This window comes from Bacillus sp. BC08, assembly GCF_054326875.1.
In genome coordinates this window covers 134,863-152,629 of sequence record NZ_JBTGPA010000018.1, presented here as the reverse complement: position 1 = coordinate 152,629, position 17,767 = coordinate 134,863, and the positions used below count along the sequence as shown (strand labels likewise).

The window sequence follows — 17,767 nt, the reverse complement described above, 5'->3', positions numbered from 1 at the left end:
TATATTCCATGTAAATTATACAAGGATATTAATACAGAAAACTTGAGATTATATTTATCGCAAGTTTTTTTATTGCTCATTTCTCTTCTCTTCATTAAGCCTTTTAATATCTGTAATTAACTGTACCATCTCTTCTTTCGCATCAGGGTAAGTCTCATTCCAATGCTTCACTAAAGCCGGCATCGTCTTAGCTATGTAAGAATACAGTGCCCACTTCTGCACCTGTTCCTTTCTCTCTTCATTACTCTCTCCAAGTAATAGTTCCGTATATTTCTCTAACAACCCATCAAATTGTTCGTTAAACTTTTCACTCATTTTATCTACCTCCTATATGAAAAAAGCAGCGAAGATCGCTGCTTTTTCTTATAATTTTGATCGAACAGAGTTTAATTTCTTCTCCATTGTGCTTACTTTGTCACGACGATCATCGATACGAATTGTTGTCGCAACGCGCTGTGCACCTTTCATATATGGAACTTCATGCATTTGTTGAATAACTTCTAGAATGACAGGAAGATCTCCTTCAATAATTGTATTCATTGGTGTTAATTGATATTTCACGCGATCTGCATTTTTCTCTAACACCTTTTGTACTTCTGCTACATATTCACTAACACTTGGATTACCCGTTCCTACTGGAATAATCGATACGTCAACAATTGCCATAGTAGTCTTCCTCCTATTACTTGCTTCTTATATATCCATTGTCTATTTTACCGAAATACTCATCATTTTACTAATTTGTTATTCCTCTATTTTAAACTGCTCAACTAATCTTTCTAAGTCTCTCATGTGCTCCGTCAAACTTGCCATCGTATGAGCTACCTTTTCTAGATGATTCACTTGAGATTCAGTTGCAGCATTTACCTCTTCCGAAACAGCTGCGCTTTCTTGACTCGTACCAGCAATTGTATGCATTACCTCTGTAATCTCCCCTTGCTCGTGACCAATGTTATTTACCTCTGCTACAATTTGTTCCACTGAAGTACTAATCGTATTTACAACTGACATAATTGTACGGAATTCCGTTTCTGCCTCTGTCGTCACTTTATTTTGTACATCCGCGATATCTTTCAATTTACTTACAACTTCTACAACACGTCTTACCTCTACTTGTACATCACCAATCATCGTCGCAATTTCTACTGTTGCATCTTTTGATTGTTCCGCTAATTTCCGAACTTCTTCAGCAACAACAGCAAATCCTTTACCTTGCTCACCTGCACGCGCCGCCTCGATTGAAGCATTTAAAGCAAGTAAATTCGTTTGATCCGAAATACCTTTTATAAGCTCTACAACATTTTGAATCGATCCAACTCTTTGCTCTAACTTTCCGGAGGCTTCCTCTGTATGAACAACAATCGAAGATGATTGGCCCCTTGTACGAACTAAATTACGCATCGTATTTAATCCTTGCTTAGATGCCTCTTCAGCTTTGCCAGCCACTCCTTTTATTTCACCAACGGATTGATTCATTTGTTCCACTGACTGCGCCATATTCTCCAGCTGCTCTGAAACTTCATCTACACTATTAGCAAGAGTAGACGCTCCTCCGCTCACATCATCCATTGCACCTGACACTTCTCTACTAGCAGCTACAGTTTCAGTCGTTAAATAATGTAGATTATTCGTTGATTGCTGCACTGTTGATACACTATTTTTAATTTTGCTTACCATTTCATTCATTTGCTCAACCATATGATTAAAGTGATTTGTCAGCTCTCCAACTTCATCCTTACTTGTCACTTTCATTTGCAACGTTAAATCACCTTCTGCTACTTTTTGAACGTGATTCGTTAATAGTTGCAGCGGTCTTGCTAATCTTCTTGAGAACAAGTATGAAGCTATGATTCCAACTAATAAGCTAATACATGCCATTATAAGGACTGTATTTCTCGTACTATTTAATAGCCCATCAATCGTTTCTTTCGGATAAAAAATTCCTATTTTCCATTTCATCAAATCAAATGACTGGCTATAAACAACTACATCTTCACCTTTTAATGTAGTGACAGCGTATTTTGTTACCTCTTTATTTAAACTCTTCACAAGTGGCTCTTTCGAAACATCTTTCCCTATTTTCTCTGGGTAAACAAGAGCCATATTTTTATCATTTATAATAAACATTTCTCCGCCGTTATTGTATTGAATATTATGAAGTAACTTCTGAATTGTTCCAAGTGATACATCCATCGCTACAACACCTAATACAGATCCATCTTGAGCTGTAATTGCTTTAGAAACTCCCACGCTTAACTTACCTGTTGCAATTTCATACATAGGTTGTCCCCAGTGAACCTTTTTCACATCAGCTTCTGAGTCTTTATACCATGGTCTTGTCGTTGGATCATATCCTTCTGGCACTTGTCCACCTTCAGCAAGATTGGCACTTAATGTTTTTTTATCTTTCGTACCAATATATAGGTCTAAAATACCAGGATGATTCTTTTTGTACTCCGAAAACTCTTTCATCAAAAATGCTTCTTCTTCTGGAGTAACTCCGTCTTGAAGTATATTACGAACCATCTCACTGTTCGCATAATATCCCATATCTTCATCCGTTCTTTGAACAAATGTCGTAAGTTGCTCTGTCACAAGATCCATCGTATTTTGAGAATACTGGTCTAAGGAGCGCACTTCCTTCTCTTTCTGTAATTGATACATAGCTGTACCTAATATTACAAACATCATAGAAATAAGTACCGAAAATACTACCGCAATTTTTAAACGTAAACTTCTCAACATCTTCCCCCAAACATCTCCTTCTCGTTGCATCGCAATCATATTAATCAATATATTAAGTATAATGGATAAAATTAAAAAATTGAAATTAATTCTCATCTCAATTTAAGTAGAAAACCTACTACCACTTGTGCAAAAACAAATAGTTCATTATCCTTAAGCTATATAAACTCATTCGTTCGGAGGGAACTATGTTACAAAAATTCGGTTTCTCACAATATGAAAGCCAAGCTTATGAAGTTGTCGTATCAAGCAACGAACCACTAGATGCTACAACAATTGTGAAGCACTCTGGTGTTCCAAAAGCAAAAATATATGAAGTGCTAGCACGCCTGATCGATAAAGGCATGGTAATGGATTCTGTTTCTGAAAAGAAAAAGCTGTATACAGCATTACCACTCAAGCTAGCAATTGAAAAATTAACGACAGAATTTCAATCAAATATTAAAGAATTAGAAACAAATATATCGAAAAAATCATTTACAGATGACCGTGTGTGGAGCTTAAAAATGCAATCTTCTATTCGAGTTCAAAGTAAAGAACTCATCGAAGGTGCAAAAAAATCCATTCTTATTTCAGCTTGGAATGATACTCTTTCTGAATACCTTCCTATACTAGAAGAAAAAGCAAAACAAGGCGTCCACATCGAGTCTCTTATAGTTGGAAAAGTAGAAACAAATTTAGAAAACATGCATTTTCTAATTCCAGCTGAAGAACCTAACGCATTAGAGCGCTATTTACTACTCGTCGTTGACGACCACGAAATTTTATTTGCTGGTGTAGAGCAACAATCATGGCAAGCGATGAAAACAATGTCAAAACCTTTTGTAAAGTTCTTCATAGAATTTTTCCATCACGACGTTGCACTTGCAAAGATTACCCAGAAACACCATGATCTCTTTATGCAAGATGAGGAAATTAAGAGTTTGTTGCGGAAGTTGAGATACTAAAAAAACGCCTCTATTACAAGGCGTTTTTTTCTACATTTCTTTTCTATTTTTCATCCTTAACACATAAGCACCCGCAATAATAAAACCAATTCCTAAAACGAATAAAGCGGTAAATTCATTGCCGACGCCGCCAGTAGCTGGTAAACGCACTTCATTATGATTACTAGGTTGTTGCATTGGCTTCACATCAGCGGAAGGTTTCACTTCTCCATTCGGTGTTGGCTTATTTGGCTTAGAAGGAAGCGATGCCTTTTCTTCTTTCTTATTCTTCACAATATGTTTAATAATTTCTCCATCCTCTTTTATTTCAAATGCGAATGTCTCTTCATTTATTACATATCCATTCGGCACTATTGTTTCTTTATACGTGTACTTTCCGTATGGTAATTTGAATTTCGCTATACCTTGCTCATTTGTTTTTCCTTTTACTACTTCTTTCCCTTGTTCGTTGTAGATTGTAAATTCTGCGTTCGGCAGTTTCGTATTCCCATCCGCTACATCTACTTTCGTTATTTCTAATTCACCTTCTACCTTCTTATCTTGAACGATATGCTTAATAATTTCTCCATTCTCTTTTATTTCAAATGCGAATGTCTCTTCATTTATTACATATCCATTCGGTGCTATTGTTTCTTTATACGTGTACTTTCCGTATGGTAGTTTAAATTTCGCTACACCTTTTTCATCCGTTTTTCCTTTTGCTACTTCTTTCCCTTGTTCGTTGTAGATTGTAAATTCTGCGTTCGGCAGTTTCGTATTCCCATCCGCTACATCTACTTTCGTTATTTCTAATTCACCTTTTACATTTTCATTTTTCAACTCTAATACAGCAGTTTCACCAGTTTTCACTTCAATTTTTTTAACACTTCCGTCTAACACATATCCAGCTGGCGCTTGAATTTCTTTGACGCTATATATACCGATTGGAAGATTCCCTAGCTCAGCAATCCCCTTATCATTAGTCGTAACATTTTGTTTAAAGTTTTCATTAGAAACTTCAAACACCGCTCCTTTTAATAATTCCTTTTTTTCTCCTAATTTCATAATCTTTAAAAAGCCTACTGATTCCCAATTTACAACTAAATCTGTACTGATTTTCTCACTATTTCTTTGTAACAATACTGTTGTATTTTGAACTTTTTCTGATCCTTTAAAAGCTATTGCTTGTAAATTTGTTAAAGTAGACTTCACTTTCATTTTAAAATTACCGCTACTCGTATCTTTCGGGATTAATATTTTAAATTTTTCGTCAATTGATAATATACTTTTCTCTTCTCCATTTTCATTTACAATTCGAATCCCTTTAGGAGCATTTTCAGGAAGAATTGTATAAGAGCCAGAAACCGCATTTGTTTGCACTGCATAAAATCCTGTTTCTAAATAATCACCTTTTTGTGTAGCAGTTTGTGGATCTACAGGATTAACTTTTAAAAATACATCTTGTGATTCTGTTTCTTTTTTTGAAGCCTCTACTAAACGCTTCATAAGATTATGTACTCGTTCATTTTTTGCAACTAAATCTTCTACCGTTAATTCATTTGCTGCAATCCATACCGCTAATTGTGTAGCATAATGCGCTTCTTCTACTGTCGCTACCCCTAATTCAGATGGGCTTTTTTGAGGATACCCATTTAATAAAACACGATATACAGCATCAGATGTTTTCCCCATTTCAGGCAAATCATCCCCATTGGGAGAACGTAAATCAGGCGTTAAACAATACGCAATACCACCCGAAGCCGCTTTAATTATTTCTGTCTTTATTTCACGCTGTTTCGAATTACTGTAGCTCCAATCCATTTTATATGTTTCTCTGTTCATTACTTCTGCCTTCACTTGCGGCATTGCAATTCCTAATAAAATAATAAGAGCACTTAAAAAACTAAACCATTTTCCTAACATCTTTCGTTTCATTTTCTCCACCACCATATATAAATTTCTACATGAAGCAATCTTACTGTTTCATTGTACTTATAGTGAAAAAAAGAGAATAGGTGGTTTTTTTGTAGTATCTTGTCGAATTGTTGAGAAAGTTTCACAGTAATAAGCAACTTTAAAACTGTTTGTTCTCATGCTGCTATTGACAAATGAACATTACATATTTCCAACTTTCAAACATAATAAAAAAGACACTTTATAAGTGCCTTTTTAACTTACGAGAAACAAATTTCAAACGAATACATATTACTTATCTTTTTCCTTTATCTCCTTCAACAGCTCAATAATTTTCTCATTTTGCTCCACTTGTTTCTCTGAATTTTGATAGATGAAACGTACCCATCTTAATACAAAAACAACTACAACTATCGGTAATAGTGCAAGTATCATACCGAATATCGAGAAGTTAAACATCATTTCCCATCACCTCGCTACATACAACCTTCTCCATACATCTACTAAAACCTGCAAAATTTCACAAATGAAAAAAGAACCTATCAAACGATAGATTCTTCCTTCGCAAACTGAGTAGAACTTCCTCTCGTAATAGAGAAAATTGCACAAAGCAGCGCTAATATAATAAAGCCGCCGCCTACCCAAGCGTTATATATAACAGATGATTTTTCAATAACAACTCCGCCTACTGTTGAACCGAGTGCAATTCCTAAGTGAAGCGCAGAGTTATTTAGACTTTGCTGAATACCAGCTGATTCTGGTGCAATTTCAATTAAATAATTTTGTTGCGCTGGTGAAATAGCCCAGCTCAGCATACTCCAAAGTCCCATCATAATAATGAACAGTGGGAATGAGAATGTCATCATCGGCAATATGAAGATTGCACACGCAAATACGATAATAATTGAGATAATACTTTTCTTCGATCCCCATTTATCAGCAAGCAAGCCCCCAAGGCCGCCTCCAAGTACCGCTGCGATTCCGAAAATGAAGTAAAATACACTAATCCAATTCGCTTCCACATGCATCACATCTTTTAAAAATGGTGTTAAATATGCATATAGTGTTAAATGACCTGTTAAAAATAAAAATGACGTTAACTGTGCACTTACGATTTTCTTATCTTTTAACGTAGCAATTTGCTCTCTTATTGATAATACCGATGTCGGTGGTACTTTTGTTAAAAATAATGAAATACAAGCGATTGCCATAACTGTTAATACCGAAATTAATACAAATGGTGCACGCCATCCATATGCATTTCCGAGTACAAGACCGAGCGGTACTCCAAGTACAAGCGACCCACTAATCCCCATGAAAATGATTCCAATTGCACGCGCACGAAAATGCGGTTCTACAACACTAGAAGCAAGTGTTACAGATAACGCAATAATTAATGAACCGCTCGCCGCACAAACAACCCTCGAGAACATTAACATCCCGTAATTCAAACTAAATGCCGAAATAATATTTCCGATTAAGAAAATTGATAATGCCCCAATGTATAATCTTTTTCTTTCAAACTTTCCAGTTACCGCTAATAAAACCGGACCTGATAAAGCAAATACTACTGAAAATATTGTTATAAGTTGACCAGCTGCACTAATAGATACTCCTAAATCATTGGCAACTAGATCGAGCGTTCCTCCTATAATTAGCTCAACCGTTCCGACTACGAAAGCCGCGATCGCTAAAATATACACACGAAAATTCAAGTCTTTCCCCACGCTTTCTGTTTTAGTTACTACGACTATAGTAACCAAAACAGAAATTGAACACAAGTACAATTTTTTTACAATAAAAAACAGGCGTATGATACGCCTGTTTCTAATTATTAAACACTAGTTTTATTCTTCTTATTTAAATACCAATACACCGGTAGTCCAGTAAAGACCATTCCAATTGATAAGAAACAACTTACCGGATCATTAATAATTGCACTGCCGATTACAAAGAACGAACCTAAAATCGCGACGATTGGTACGATTGGGAATAAAGGTACACTATATGCACGCTCTTTATTCTTATTACGCTTTCTTAAAATGAAGACACCAATAAACGTCATTACATAGAAAATATAAATAATGAATACGGAAATCTCAGATAGCTTATTCGGATCACTAATAATCATTAAAATAATTCCTAAAATGATTTCAACAGTAATCGCATTTGCTGGTGTTTTAAATCTTGGGCTTTCCTTTGCAATAAACTTAGCAAACGGAAGTTGTCCACGTTCTGCCATCGACATCGGGATACGTGGGAACGTTAAAATCTTTCCATTTAAACAACCGAAAATAGAAACGATAATACCGATACTAATAATTTTCCCACCATATTCTCCAAGTAGCATGCCCGCAGCTGTCGCTGTTGCATTTTCTCCAAGGTCTACAATCTTCGCTGCTGGTAATACATTTAATAATGCCAAGTTAATTAACACGTAAGCAGCCGTTACAATTAAAATCCCCACTGTCATTGCTTTCGGTAATAACTTTGTTGGATTCTTCATTTCTCCGCCAATTGAAGCGAGTAGAATCCAGCCGTCATAAGCAAATAACGTTGCTAAAATTGCCATACCGATACTTTGATTTTCCGATATCGGCACAACTACGTTAAAGATATCGCTATTTCCTTTCCAAAAACCTAACACAACAATTAAAACAATCGGAATCATCTTCCCAATTGTCGTAACCGTTTGGACGATACCTCCGTATTTTGTTCCCATACTATTTACAACGCCAAGGAATACAACTGTTCCAATTGCAATTGGTAAATTCCATACTTTATCTAAATAGAAAAAATTAATCATTAAAGAACTAAAGTACAACCCTAATGTTCCAATAATAGCTGGTCCATAAACAATCGTTTGCATCCAGCCTGATAAATATCCCCAAAAACTTCCGTAAATCTCCTCTAAATACGTATACAACCCACCATTTTTCGGGATTTGCGCTCCAATTTCAGCTACTGTTAAACCACTTGCTAGCGTCAACAGACCACCAATTACCCAAGCAAGAATCGCCATATTAGAACTCCCCGAGTAATCTAATACGCTCCCTGGTTTCATAAACACACCAGATCCAATAATCGTTCCTACCACAATAGAAAGTGCTACTGTTAAGCCAATTTTGTTCTTCTCATCATGATGCATGCTGCGTATCCTCCTTCCAATCCTAGTGTGATGCAAAAATGAAATAAAAAAACACTCCTCCCTAAAAAAGGGACGAGTGTTATATTCGTGGTTCCACCCTTGTTTCAATTAGCAAAGTGACACACTTCACCAATTTCTCAAGTCTAAATAACGGTTTTTGCCGGCAAGCAATTACTAGATGTTCGTTCACTGCTGCAGTTCAGAGGTGGTAATCTATTTTTTCGTATTAGGAAGCTCACAGCCAAAGGCTTCCCTCTCTGAGAATCGTAAAAAATTGATCATGTCCTCATCATCACTTCTTGATGTCGAATTTTGTAGTTATTGTTCATTATATTGAATTGTTAGAAAAAATCAATATATTTTTTTATATAACATACGAAATATTTCTCTTCTTATATTATAACAGAAATTACGACACTTCTCTAATTCCCTAATATCTTTGGAACAGTATATCGGTAAAAAATTATATCAGAGATTTTTCAAATATATCGATTTACCAACAAAAAACGACAATGAGTAAGAGGAGACTTTCTAAAAGAAAGTCTCCTCACATACGTACCTTCCGGTTGCCCACACGAAAGATACGACTTCGCTCAATTATTTCTCATCTTTGTTCATAAAAAACTTATGATGCGGAAGGTCCACATTCAATTCCTCTAATTGTTTCTTTTCATTGTCTAAAATTGATTTTGCTTTTGTTTTTGTTACCTCATCTAATCCCGCAAAGATGTCTTCATGCTTCTCTTTCTCTGGAAGTTTCACACCTAGTTTTGTTAATTCTTCTTTTGCTTGCTCATGTGTTAATTTTCCGGATTTTTCTTGTTCAAAGATAGACTTCGCTTTTTCCTTTGTTGCTTCATCTAAATTAGCAAGCATGTCTTTATGCTTACCCTTCTCTGGCATTTTCACGCCTAACTTCGTTAATTCCTCTTGCGCTTGTTCACGTGTTAATTTGCCGGATTTCTCTTGCTCTAAAATTGATTTTGCTTTTTCTTTTGTTGCTTCGTCTAAATTAGCAAACATATCTCCATGTTTACCCTTTTCCGGGAACTTCACGCCTAGTTTTGTTAATTCTTCTTTTGCTTGTTCACGTGTTAATTTGCCGGATTTCTCTTGCTCTAAAATTGATTTTGCTTTTTCTTTTGTTGCTTCGTCCAAGTTAGCAAACATATCTCCATGCTTACCCTTCTCTGGCATTTTCACGCCTAACTTCGTTAATTCCTCTTGCGCTTGTTCACGTGTTAATTTGCCGGATTTCTCTTGCTCTAAAATCGATTTCGCCTTTTCTTTCGTTTGATCGTCTAATCCCGCAAACATATCTTTACGTTTTTCTTTCTCTGGAAGGTTTACACCTAGCTCTTTCAACTGTTTCTTTGTATCGTCCATAATCGTTTTTACTTTTTGTTTTGTAGCGTCATCCAAATCTTTTTTCGCCGTTTTTGTAGACTGCTCAGCTGCTGGAGTATTCGTTGCCGCGAATGCCGGAATACCGACGCCTCCAATGATTCCGAATGATAAAGCACCTGCAATCGCTAAATACCCAACTGTTTTCTTCTTCATAGGAAATTTCCTCCTTCATATTTCTAAAGCATGTACACTTTCGTATACAATGCCTATAGTAATGTCGGTTTCTTAACATTTCCTTAACGACTTAACAAAAAAACGCCGCTCATCCCGAGCGGCGTTTTTCTAAGCTTTTTGTAATTGTAATTCTTCACGTTCCATTATTCTTCTTAATACAATTGTTTGTGTCATTGTAAATAAGTTACCTGTTATCCAGTACAACACAAGTCCTGATGGCGCCGCAAATCCCATAAATAGAATCATTGCCGGCATCATAATTTGCTGCACCTTCAGCATCTGTACTTGTTCTCCAGGTGTAACGTTAGATTGGAAAACTTTCATCTGAATAAATGTCGTTAGCGCTGCAAGAATCGGTAATATATGATATGGATCTGCATGTCCTAAGTTCACCCATAAAAATGATGAGGTGCGAATCTCTTCTGTTCGGCTAATCGCATAATACAAAGCAGAGAAAATCGGCATTTGTATAAAGATTGGCCAGCAACCAGCAAGTGGATTCCAACCGCCTGATTTCATTAGTTCTGACATTTCTTTTTGATACTGCTTTTGTTTTTCTAAATCTTTACTTACATCACCGTGTTTTTTCTTTAGCTTCTGCAATTCAGGTTGCATTTTTTTCATTTTTGCTTGGCTACGATATTGCGAAACAGCTAATGGAATCATTGCTGAACGAATAACGAGCGTCATAATAATGATAGCAATCCCAAAGCTAGCTCCCGGTATATGATGAGCAACAAATTGAATCATAAACGAGATTGGATATACGAAATAATGATCCCAAATCCCCGTACTATGTGCATCAATTGGGGCTGCATTGCTGCAACCAGATAAAACAAAAACAAGTAATAATGATAAACTAATGAGCGCAGCTCGGTATGATTTTAACATGTTCATTCCTCCAATGTTTCGTAATTATTTAGCGAAACATTGGTGTATACGGACCGACCTCGTCATTCTCTTCACTTGATTCTTGTCTGCGTACAGAACGAATCATTCCATATTTATAAAAAATTGAAAATAGCGGTACATTCCCTGCACTATCTTCACATGTATCAACTAGTTTAAAGGCCCTCTGTCTACCGCTCGATGCTTGCTGACGCACAAAGCGAGAAACGTTAGCAAGGAAGAAAACTTCTAATAAACAAAGTGCTGTCGTTACAAACGATATATATAGAATTGCATCCTGCAATAAAAATTCCATCGCTTCACATCCTTAATAAGGTCATTTTAGCACATTCGGCAAACATTCTCTATTTCCTTTTATTTTCAAAAAAAGTATTTTGCATATTTTCTCAAGAAAACAATAATTAAGAAACGTTGTATTCGCTTTCTTTAGTATATTCACACACATCAATGAATAGGCTTGATTTATTAGAAATTTATAAAATTTTTGCATTATAATAAAACTATTGCCAGTTTTTGAAAAAACCTTTATTCTCTTCTTGTAATCAAAAATGAATATGGAGATGAAACATACTATGGGTCAACTAGGAGACGCCGATTACGTTCCCGACACCGCCTTTTTATCCTTCCCAGCAGCTAAAACATTTCACTTAGAATTCATCATACAGTTGGTTGTTATTTTCGTAGCCTCTATTTTGTATGCAATTTCTATGAATATGTTCTTTATCCCGCATAACATGATTAGCGGTGGCTTCGCTGGTGTAGGGATGATTATCGGTTATTTAATGCACTACAATATCGGTGCACTTATCTTTTTACTAAACATTCCTCTTCTTATTTTAAGTCACTTTTACTTAGGCAAGAAGACAACCTTTTTAACAGCGTACTTTGTAGCTGTATCATCATTAGCGATGAACATTATCCCTGTACACCAAGTTTCAGACGATATTTTACTATCTTCTGTATTCGGTGGTGTAATCTGCGGAGCAGCTTCCGGAATCATATTCCGATTTGCTTCTTCAACAGGTGGTTTTGATGTTGTTGGATTGATTGTAGCGAAACATCGAGATATTTCGATTGGAGCAATCATCTTTGGATTCAACTTAATCTTACTTGTTGCAGCAGGATTTATTTTCGGATGGGATATTACACTTTATACGTTAATTAGCCGGTTTGTAGTCAGTAAAGTAATTGATGCCGTGCATACGAAACATATTAAATTAACGATAATGACAGTTACAGAAAAAGGCGAGGAAATAAAAAGCGCACTATTACATCACGGCATACGCGGAGTGACAATGGTAGATGCTGTCGGCGGCTATACAAACCATAAGAAAAAAATGATTTACACTGTCGTGACTCGCTATGAGTTAGGCGAAATGAAACGTATTATCCGTCAAGTGGATAACAAAGCATTCATGAACATTACTGAAACAGTTGAAATTGTCGGCCGTTTCAAACGCATATAAAAAAGGTTAATACATTAAAGGGCATAACATATTAGTCATATATAATATGTTATGCCCTTTGTTATTTAACTAACGCACCTTTTAGCATAATAAAATCACCAAGTTTATTACTACAAATCGGAGGATAGCATTCCATATACAATACTATCTGTCCATTCATTTTTACTCCAAAAATCTTGTATGAAATGGGCTTCCTTTCTCATGCCTATTCGTTCACACAATTTTTGTGAAGCTGTATTACGTGCATCAAGATTAGCTTGTATACGATGTACATTACATTCATTAAATAATTTAAATACCAAACTACTTACTGCTTCTGTTGCCAAGCCTATCCCAGCTACTTCATTGGAAAAACTATAACCAATCTCAACAGTGTCTTTCATATTTGTATACCATACGGATAAGTCTCCAACTACTTTAGTCTTATATATAACTGCCAAACTTAATATTGATTCTTTAGTAAGTACATTGTTTGCTAGCTTCTTATTAAATCTCTTCTGCATGTCTTCATGAGTCCACTTATTATGTAATAGAAACTTACATGTATCATCATTATTATAAATAGCAAATACATCCTTTAAATCAGTACTCTTAAATGGTCTAATTATTAATCTTTCTGTTATGATCTCCAAGTTAGCTCTCCTCCCTTTCATTCATACTACAAAACATTTTTATAGTATTTAAGTCCCCTTCTTATATCCCACCTTGATTACATATTTCATCATAATAAATGAAAATCCTTCTGCCACTAAACTGCGCCGTTAATGGTATTTCTTTGCGCTTTTTATTTTTTACACTTATTACAAAATCAGATAATTCTATTATTGTGCCCCTAAATGTGTTATAATGAAAGCAGACTCACAAAAAAAGAGTATATAGACTTGGAAGTTTCTCTTATTTTACAAGCAAAAAGAAACGAGCAGTCGGGTATATTTCAAACACCATACACGTAACGGTTTAAAAAACCGATCATCTTAGTTATTCTTCCATGATCTTTTTATAAAAAAGATACGTACAACTAAAATTCACTTCAATATACTATACCTACCTTTTTGACTTCCAAATCATCTTATTACATAAGGAGATGAACATATGAATCAATATATCAGATATACAATAGCTGTCCTGTTTGCTATTATCGGCGGAACAATCTGCTTCTGGACAAACACTCAGCTTGGAGAGAATATCATTTTTAATGGAATCGAAACACTTGTAAGCGCTTCAATTTTAGGCGGATACATTTTCTTCCTCTTCAATCCAGAAGAAAATGCGCAAAAAACAATGTTATTAACAATGATCGGAATCGTTGGCGGATGTATTTCCTACTCAATGACTAACTATACATTACCACTTCAATTAAGCTCAGCTTTCTTCCACGGTCTATGGACTTGGTTCATTGCATTCTGCTTAGCAGACGTATTCAACCTACTACAAGACAATGAAGAAGAAAACAGACGCCAAATTGAAAGTAACTCGTAAGCTGGAAGATATTCTTCCAGCTTTTTTAGATTGGTTTGTATACCCCGGCTAGTACTCGTTGGAATATATCAACATTTTTTCAAATATATCGACGATTTCTACACTTATATCAACGATTTTTTCATTTTATCGACGATTCGACACAACATATCGACTTACCGACATCTTTCGACAACCTATTCAGACTCTATACCCAACACCAAAATAAAAAGAAGCTACCTCACGGCAACTTCTTTTCCACATACCCCACTTAGCATTCACTAAAATATATCAACGATTCTCCAAATATATCGGCGATTTCTCCACTTATATCAACGATTTTTTCATTTTATCGACGATTCGACATAGGATATCGACTTACCGACATCCTTTGAAACCCAAAACGTACAACATACCTATCCCCCAAGCAATTTACTGCCGAACTCTACGATTAAAAAGATAACTAATAGGATCGCGAGTATCTTTAATGCTACATATGCTACTTTAAAAACAGCATAAATGAGCAAAACTATTAAAATAATCGTTAAAATTTCCATCTAGAATTCCTCCAAGCTTTGCTCTTCTTACCTTATTTTACTCGCCCCAGACTTTTTATGGAACGGCATAAGACGACATAGAAAAAAGAGGATACCTTACCCATCGTAAGATACCCTCTCTTTCAACTGCTCAAACCATTCTCTCTCTAATTGTAAATATCCCAATTCATTCTTTTCAGCATTCTGTAATTCTTTATCGGCTTTCTTCATATACAAACGGGAAGCTTCTAAATCATTCTCTGCATATGTAACAATTGCTTGTGCTCGATAATACCCATGTAAGTCCACTTTTGTAATGGCCTTCCCATACTCCTTCGCTTCTTGCAGAGAAAGGCGATCCATCTCATAAAGAGCCCGATATAAAAGATACCAACTATGAAAACTACTAACGAAATATTTATTTTCTTTCGTTACAGGGAGTTTCACGATTTGTTCTACATACGGTATCGCTCTTTCCATTCCCTTTTGATCCGAACGAGCAAGGAAGACGAGCATAAGTCCGCTCATTATATCTCTTATACTTTTATCCTCTTTTAATTTTTCCTCACTAAGTTCTATTAATCTCTTATCCCAATCTTTCGGTCTTTTATAACTAAATAACTCACTCGATACTTGAATGTTATATAAATGCTGCTTCGCCTTTTCGTCACCTTTAATTAAAATGAAAAATTGCATACCATCACTCAAAAACGTTCCTTTTATCGGTACGATTGTAGCTGCAAAAATTGTAAAGTGTAACACAGCGAAATATAAAAGATATTGATAATAACCCACCATGTATATGTAACCTGAAATAACACCAAATAGTAAACTTGTAATCGGTCCACCTAAAGTCATCCATGCCCATTTTTTTGAAAGGTTCGGTGTATCTATAGAAGGTGGCACTAACATTACGACGCCTCCAAAGTACATCCACAATTTATTTTCTCGAATGCGTACTTTCCCCTTCTCTTTTTGAAAAGTAATCGGCCCTACTGTCATAAATTTAAAATTCAAACCACTTATTAAACCAAATACTACATGCCCCAGCTCATGAATAGCTAACACTAATAAAAAGATTCCAAATAATGACCATATATCTAACATTACTTCTAATTTCCCAGTTCGGATCACTCCGTATAAAATGGACAAAACTAACGCCGCCGTCATAGAACCAGCTGGCCTTCTGAAAATATCCAATTTTTCCTCTCCTTAATAAATCATTTTTCTCTGCATTTCGTACATGAATTTTCCAAGATGCAATATCCAAATAAGTGAGATTAAGCCAATTAATACAAAATCGATATCACTAGCCGCTGTATATATAACGGCAGCCCACCATACATATGCTAATATTGTATTCGTAAATTCATACGCTTTATATCCAGCCTCATGCACAATGTGTTTTAATCCTTCATCTGCATTTTTCGTCCACATTTTCATAGATTCCATATATGTTACACCTTGTTCAGGATATAGCTTGTTATAACGATTTTTTGTTATGAGCCCGATAACCACTACAATAGTTAAACAGACGATAGAAGCTACTAAATTCCACACTGCAAATGAAACATTTGTATCCTGCAACAGTGCACGTCTACATGTAATAACTGCATATACAAACCATGCCTGCGTAACTATATCACCTACACGTAAATATATACTTATAATGCCTAATTTTCTGCCTTGTACGCTCTCTTCTTCATCGCGTGCCTCCGCTAACATACGTGTATTCTTCCAAGTGTAGTACATCATTAAGATTCCAAAAATAGTACATACACCTATAAATGTATTAGATGATAATTTTCTCGGTTCATCCGAGAGTAAATTTAAAGCTATATAAGATGTTAAAAAGCCACCCATCATACTTAATGCTATTTTCCCCACAAAATCAAATTGTTTTTTTCGTTTACTCTTCATCATCCTCTTCCCCCTCCACTAACGTGAATATTTCCTCCACCGGTACATTGAAAAGTTGTGCGATTTTTAACGACAATACGATAGATGGTGCATAATCCCCGCGCTCAATTAAACTAATCGTTTGCCGTGATGATCCAATCGCTTTTCCTAAATCCCCTTGTGATAAACGATGCTTTGCCCGCAATTCCCTCACTCGATTTTGAAGCTTCATGTCTTCCCTCTTTTTCATTTATTTAATTAAAATTGTAAATAATATCCTTATTTTTGTCAATTATAATTGTCATTACGACTATTATAATTGACAAAAATAAGGATGTATTATGATAGAAATAACTTATATAATGAATTTGAAATATTAAACAAAGGAAGTGACATATGAATAAAACATCTACTTTTCCCTATATTCTTACTAAACTTACAGCTACTTTATTATTACTTATTAGCACGCTTCTCTTAACAACTAGTCAACCAACACTATATAGTTTCTTAACTGGATTACGAGAACTACTATATATTCCTTTCGTTCCTATTCTTGCGGTATATGCAATTTTTTGTTCTATTTGCATCGATAATTTAAGCTTACACACTTACACACGACTGAAGACATTATGCCTTTATATTTTTTGCGGTTATTTATTTTTTCTTCCACTCCTAATATTTAAAGAAACTGATCTAATACAGTTTTTGTTTCTCGGATCAATTGGAGCAGTATGTTCTCTGTCCTTCTACTTATATACATTCATAGCAGCAAAATTTAAGTGGGTACAGTATTTCGTACCCAGCATTATGCTTATTATATTTACCACAATTAACTTAATAGATATAGAAAAAGCCGGAACATTAAAAGAACAATGGGTCGAAACAAAAACAGATAACTCTTTTGAAGCATCTTTTCAACATTTTAGCGGTGAACATAAAGTCCCCATTGAACTAAAACGAGGAGATATATTAGAATTCACCATTGAATCACGAGCTGAAAATCCAGATGGCTACATAGGAGAAATCAAAATGGCTAGTGAATTTCAAGAGGAAGAAAAGTATTTAGCTTCAGTCGGTCCTGATACGTATCATTTCGCAGCAATTAAGACCGGAACTTATTACATTATAGTTAGCGGAAACCAATTAAAAGGAAAATTAAAAATAAACTGGAACATAAAATAAAAA

At 35.3% G+C, this 17,767-nt stretch carries 19 protein-coding genes and 1 other annotated feature; of the genes, 4 read left to right on the top strand and 15 right to left on the bottom strand.

The window, feature by feature from the left end; genetic code table 11:
* Positions 1 to 69: 69 nt before the first annotated feature.
* The 3 genes from ACXVYO_RS02950 to ACXVYO_RS02940 all read right to left on the bottom strand — a co-directional run bounded on the left by ACXVYO_RS02950 (position 70) and on the right by ACXVYO_RS02940 (position 2,745).
* Positions 70 to 315, bottom strand: coding sequence for a YusU family protein (locus ACXVYO_RS02950; RefSeq protein ID WP_001290594.1), 246 nt, complete (start codon positions 313 to 315; stop codon positions 70 to 72).
* 48 nt (positions 316 to 363) lie between these two features.
* Complete coding sequence (locus ACXVYO_RS02945; RefSeq protein ID WP_071748124.1) at positions 364 to 666, bottom strand: MTH1187 family thiamine-binding protein; 303 nt, start codon at positions 664 to 666, stop codon at positions 364 to 366.
* Positions 667 to 744: 78 nt separating this feature from the next.
* Entirely contained in the window at positions 745 to 2,745 is a 2,001-nt protein-coding gene (locus ACXVYO_RS02940) for a methyl-accepting chemotaxis protein (protein ID WP_458465986.1), read from the bottom strand.
* A gap of 188 nt (positions 2,746 to 2,933) precedes the next feature.
* Here ACXVYO_RS02940 and ACXVYO_RS02935 point away from each other — a divergent pair, with 188 nt between their 5' ends.
* Positions 2,934 to 3,692, top strand: coding sequence for a TrmB family transcriptional regulator (locus ACXVYO_RS02935; protein WP_458465985.1), 759 nt, complete (start codon positions 2,934 to 2,936; stop codon positions 3,690 to 3,692).
* Positions 3,693 to 3,722: 30 nt separating this feature from the next.
* On the opposite strand, the gene ACXVYO_RS02930 is transcribed toward ACXVYO_RS02935, so the two are convergent.
* The 7 genes from ACXVYO_RS02930 to ACXVYO_RS02900 form a co-directional block, all read right to left on the bottom strand.
* Entirely contained in the window at positions 3,723 to 5,606 is a 1,884-nt protein-coding gene (locus tag ACXVYO_RS02930; protein ID WP_458465984.1) for a SpaA isopeptide-forming pilin-related protein, read from the bottom strand.
* A 270-nt stretch (positions 5,607 to 5,876) separates the two neighbouring features.
* Positions 5,877 to 6,047, bottom strand: coding sequence for a hypothetical protein (locus tag ACXVYO_RS02925; RefSeq protein ID WP_458465983.1), 171 nt, complete (start codon positions 6,045 to 6,047; stop codon positions 5,877 to 5,879).
* A gap of 80 nt (positions 6,048 to 6,127) precedes the next feature.
* Entirely contained in the window at positions 6,128 to 7,312 is a 1,185-nt protein-coding gene (locus ACXVYO_RS02920; protein WP_458466040.1) for an MFS transporter, read from the bottom strand.
* 107 nt (positions 7,313 to 7,419) lie between these two features.
* Positions 7,420 to 8,733: an APC family permease gene (locus tag ACXVYO_RS02915; protein WP_458465982.1), complete on the bottom strand. Its 1,314-nt coding sequence runs from the start codon at positions 8,731 to 8,733 to the stop codon at positions 7,420 to 7,422.
* A 65-nt stretch (positions 8,734 to 8,798) separates the two neighbouring features.
* Positions 8,799 to 9,035, bottom strand: a binding site (T-box leader).
* Between the two features lie 295 nt (positions 9,036 to 9,330).
* Entirely contained in the window at positions 9,331 to 10,293 is a 963-nt protein-coding gene (locus ACXVYO_RS02910; protein WP_458465981.1) for a hypothetical protein, read from the bottom strand.
* A gap of 129 nt (positions 10,294 to 10,422) precedes the next feature.
* Positions 10,423 to 11,205, bottom strand: a complete 783-nt coding sequence (gene yidC, locus ACXVYO_RS02905) for a membrane protein insertase YidC (RefSeq protein ID WP_073517033.1) — start codon at positions 11,203 to 11,205, stop codon at positions 10,423 to 10,425.
* A gap of 28 nt (positions 11,206 to 11,233) precedes the next feature.
* On the bottom strand, positions 11,234 to 11,518 hold the full coding sequence (locus ACXVYO_RS02900) for a hypothetical protein (RefSeq protein WP_073517034.1): 285 nt from the start codon (positions 11,516 to 11,518) through the stop codon (positions 11,234 to 11,236).
* A 277-nt stretch (positions 11,519 to 11,795) separates the two neighbouring features.
* On the opposite strand from ACXVYO_RS02900, the gene ACXVYO_RS02895 reads away from it, so the two are divergent.
* Positions 11,796 to 12,689: a YitT family protein gene (locus ACXVYO_RS02895; protein WP_000530035.1), complete on the top strand. Its 894-nt coding sequence runs from the start codon at positions 11,796 to 11,798 to the stop codon at positions 12,687 to 12,689.
* Positions 12,690 to 12,799: 110 nt separating this feature from the next.
* Here the strand turns inward: ACXVYO_RS02895 and ACXVYO_RS02890 are convergent, their stop codons facing one another.
* Positions 12,800 to 13,321: a GNAT family N-acetyltransferase gene (locus tag ACXVYO_RS02890; protein WP_458465980.1), complete on the bottom strand. Its 522-nt coding sequence runs from the start codon at positions 13,319 to 13,321 to the stop codon at positions 12,800 to 12,802.
* Between the two features lie 460 nt (positions 13,322 to 13,781).
* On the opposite strand from ACXVYO_RS02890, the gene ACXVYO_RS02885 reads away from it, so the two are divergent.
* Positions 13,782 to 14,168 (top strand): DUF3938 domain-containing protein, encoded by a 387-nt coding sequence (locus ACXVYO_RS02885; RefSeq protein WP_458465979.1) that lies wholly within the window; start codon positions 13,782 to 13,784, stop codon positions 14,166 to 14,168.
* 395 nt (positions 14,169 to 14,563) lie between these two features.
* Here ACXVYO_RS02885 and ACXVYO_RS02880 read toward each other — a convergent pair whose 3' ends face one another.
* The 4 genes from ACXVYO_RS02880 to ACXVYO_RS02865 all read right to left on the bottom strand — a co-directional run bounded on the left by ACXVYO_RS02880 (position 14,564) and on the right by ACXVYO_RS02865 (position 16,814).
* A complete protein-coding gene (locus tag ACXVYO_RS02880; protein WP_000404783.1) occupies positions 14,564 to 14,704 on the bottom strand; it encodes a DUF3985 family protein in 141 nt (46 codons plus the stop codon).
* A gap of 96 nt (positions 14,705 to 14,800) precedes the next feature.
* Positions 14,801 to 15,853, bottom strand: a complete 1,053-nt coding sequence (locus ACXVYO_RS02875) for a M50 family metallopeptidase (protein ID WP_458466039.1) — start codon at positions 15,851 to 15,853, stop codon at positions 14,801 to 14,803.
* A 42-nt stretch (positions 15,854 to 15,895) separates the two neighbouring features.
* Complete coding sequence (locus ACXVYO_RS02870) at positions 15,896 to 16,603, bottom strand: DUF3169 family protein (protein WP_458465978.1); 708 nt, start codon at positions 16,601 to 16,603, stop codon at positions 15,896 to 15,898.
* On the bottom strand, positions 16,593 to 16,814 hold the full coding sequence (locus tag ACXVYO_RS02865; protein WP_073517036.1) for a helix-turn-helix transcriptional regulator: 222 nt from the start codon (positions 16,812 to 16,814) through the stop codon (positions 16,593 to 16,595). The genes ACXVYO_RS02870 and ACXVYO_RS02865 overlap by 11 nt, the downstream gene beginning before the upstream one ends.
* 164 nt (positions 16,815 to 16,978) lie before the next feature.
* Between ACXVYO_RS02865 and ACXVYO_RS02860 the strand changes: the two genes are divergently transcribed.
* The gene (locus tag ACXVYO_RS02860; RefSeq protein WP_458465977.1) at positions 16,979 to 17,764 is read left to right on the top strand and encodes a hypothetical protein; all 786 of its coding nucleotides are present in this window, start codon (positions 16,979 to 16,981) and stop codon (positions 17,762 to 17,764) included.
* The last annotated feature ends 3 nt before the right edge of the window (positions 17,765 to 17,767 follow it).

Coding starts and splice junctions, on each gene's coding strand:
- ACXVYO_RS02935 (WP_458465985.1), top strand. CDS start 2,934: ATGTTACAAAAATTCGGTTTCTCACAATATGAAAGCCAAGCTTATGAA.
- ACXVYO_RS02950 (WP_001290594.1), bottom strand. CDS start 315: ATGAGTGAAAAGTTTAACGAACAATTTGATGGGTTGTTAGAGAAATAT.
- ACXVYO_RS02865 (WP_073517036.1), bottom strand. CDS start 16,814: ATGAAGCTTCAAAATCGAGTGAGGGAATTGCGGGCAAAGCATCGTTTA.
- ACXVYO_RS02875 (WP_458466039.1), bottom strand. CDS start 15,853: ATGACGGCGGCGTTAGTTTTGTCCATTTTATACGGAGTGATCCGAACT.
- ACXVYO_RS02860 (WP_458465977.1), top strand. CDS start 16,979: ATGAATAAAACATCTACTTTTCCCTATATTCTTACTAAACTTACAGCT.
- ACXVYO_RS02910 (WP_458465981.1), bottom strand. CDS start 10,293: ATGAAGAAGAAAACAGTTGGGTATTTAGCGATTGCAGGTGCTTTATCA.
- ACXVYO_RS02930 (WP_458465984.1), bottom strand. CDS start 5,606: ATGAAACGAAAGATGTTAGGAAAATGGTTTAGTTTTTTAAGTGCTCTT.
- ACXVYO_RS02925 (WP_458465983.1), bottom strand. CDS start 6,047: ATGATGTTTAACTTCTCGATATTCGGTATGATACTTGCACTATTACCG.
- ACXVYO_RS02945 (WP_071748124.1), bottom strand. CDS start 666: ATGGCAATTGTTGACGTATCGATTATTCCAGTAGGAACGGGTAATCCA.
- ACXVYO_RS02870 (WP_458465978.1), bottom strand. CDS start 16,603: ATGAAGAGTAAACGAAAAAAACAATTTGATTTTGTGGGGAAAATAGCA.
- ACXVYO_RS02885 (WP_458465979.1), top strand. CDS start 13,782: ATGAATCAATATATCAGATATACAATAGCTGTCCTGTTTGCTATTATC.
- ACXVYO_RS02880 (WP_000404783.1), bottom strand. CDS start 14,704: ATGGAAATTTTAACGATTATTTTAATAGTTTTGCTCATTTATGCTGTT.
- ACXVYO_RS02900 (WP_073517034.1), bottom strand. CDS start 11,518: ATGGAATTTTTATTGCAGGATGCAATTCTATATATATCGTTTGTAACG.
- ACXVYO_RS02940 (WP_458465986.1), bottom strand. CDS start 2,745: ATGTTGAGAAGTTTACGTTTAAAAATTGCGGTAGTATTTTCGGTACTT.
- yidC (WP_073517033.1), bottom strand. CDS start 11,205: ATGTTAAAATCATACCGAGCTGCGCTCATTAGTTTATCATTATTACTT.
- ACXVYO_RS02915 (WP_458465982.1), bottom strand. CDS start 8,733: ATGCATCATGATGAGAAGAACAAAATTGGCTTAACAGTAGCACTTTCT.
- ACXVYO_RS02895 (WP_000530035.1), top strand. CDS start 11,796: ATGGGTCAACTAGGAGACGCCGATTACGTTCCCGACACCGCCTTTTTA.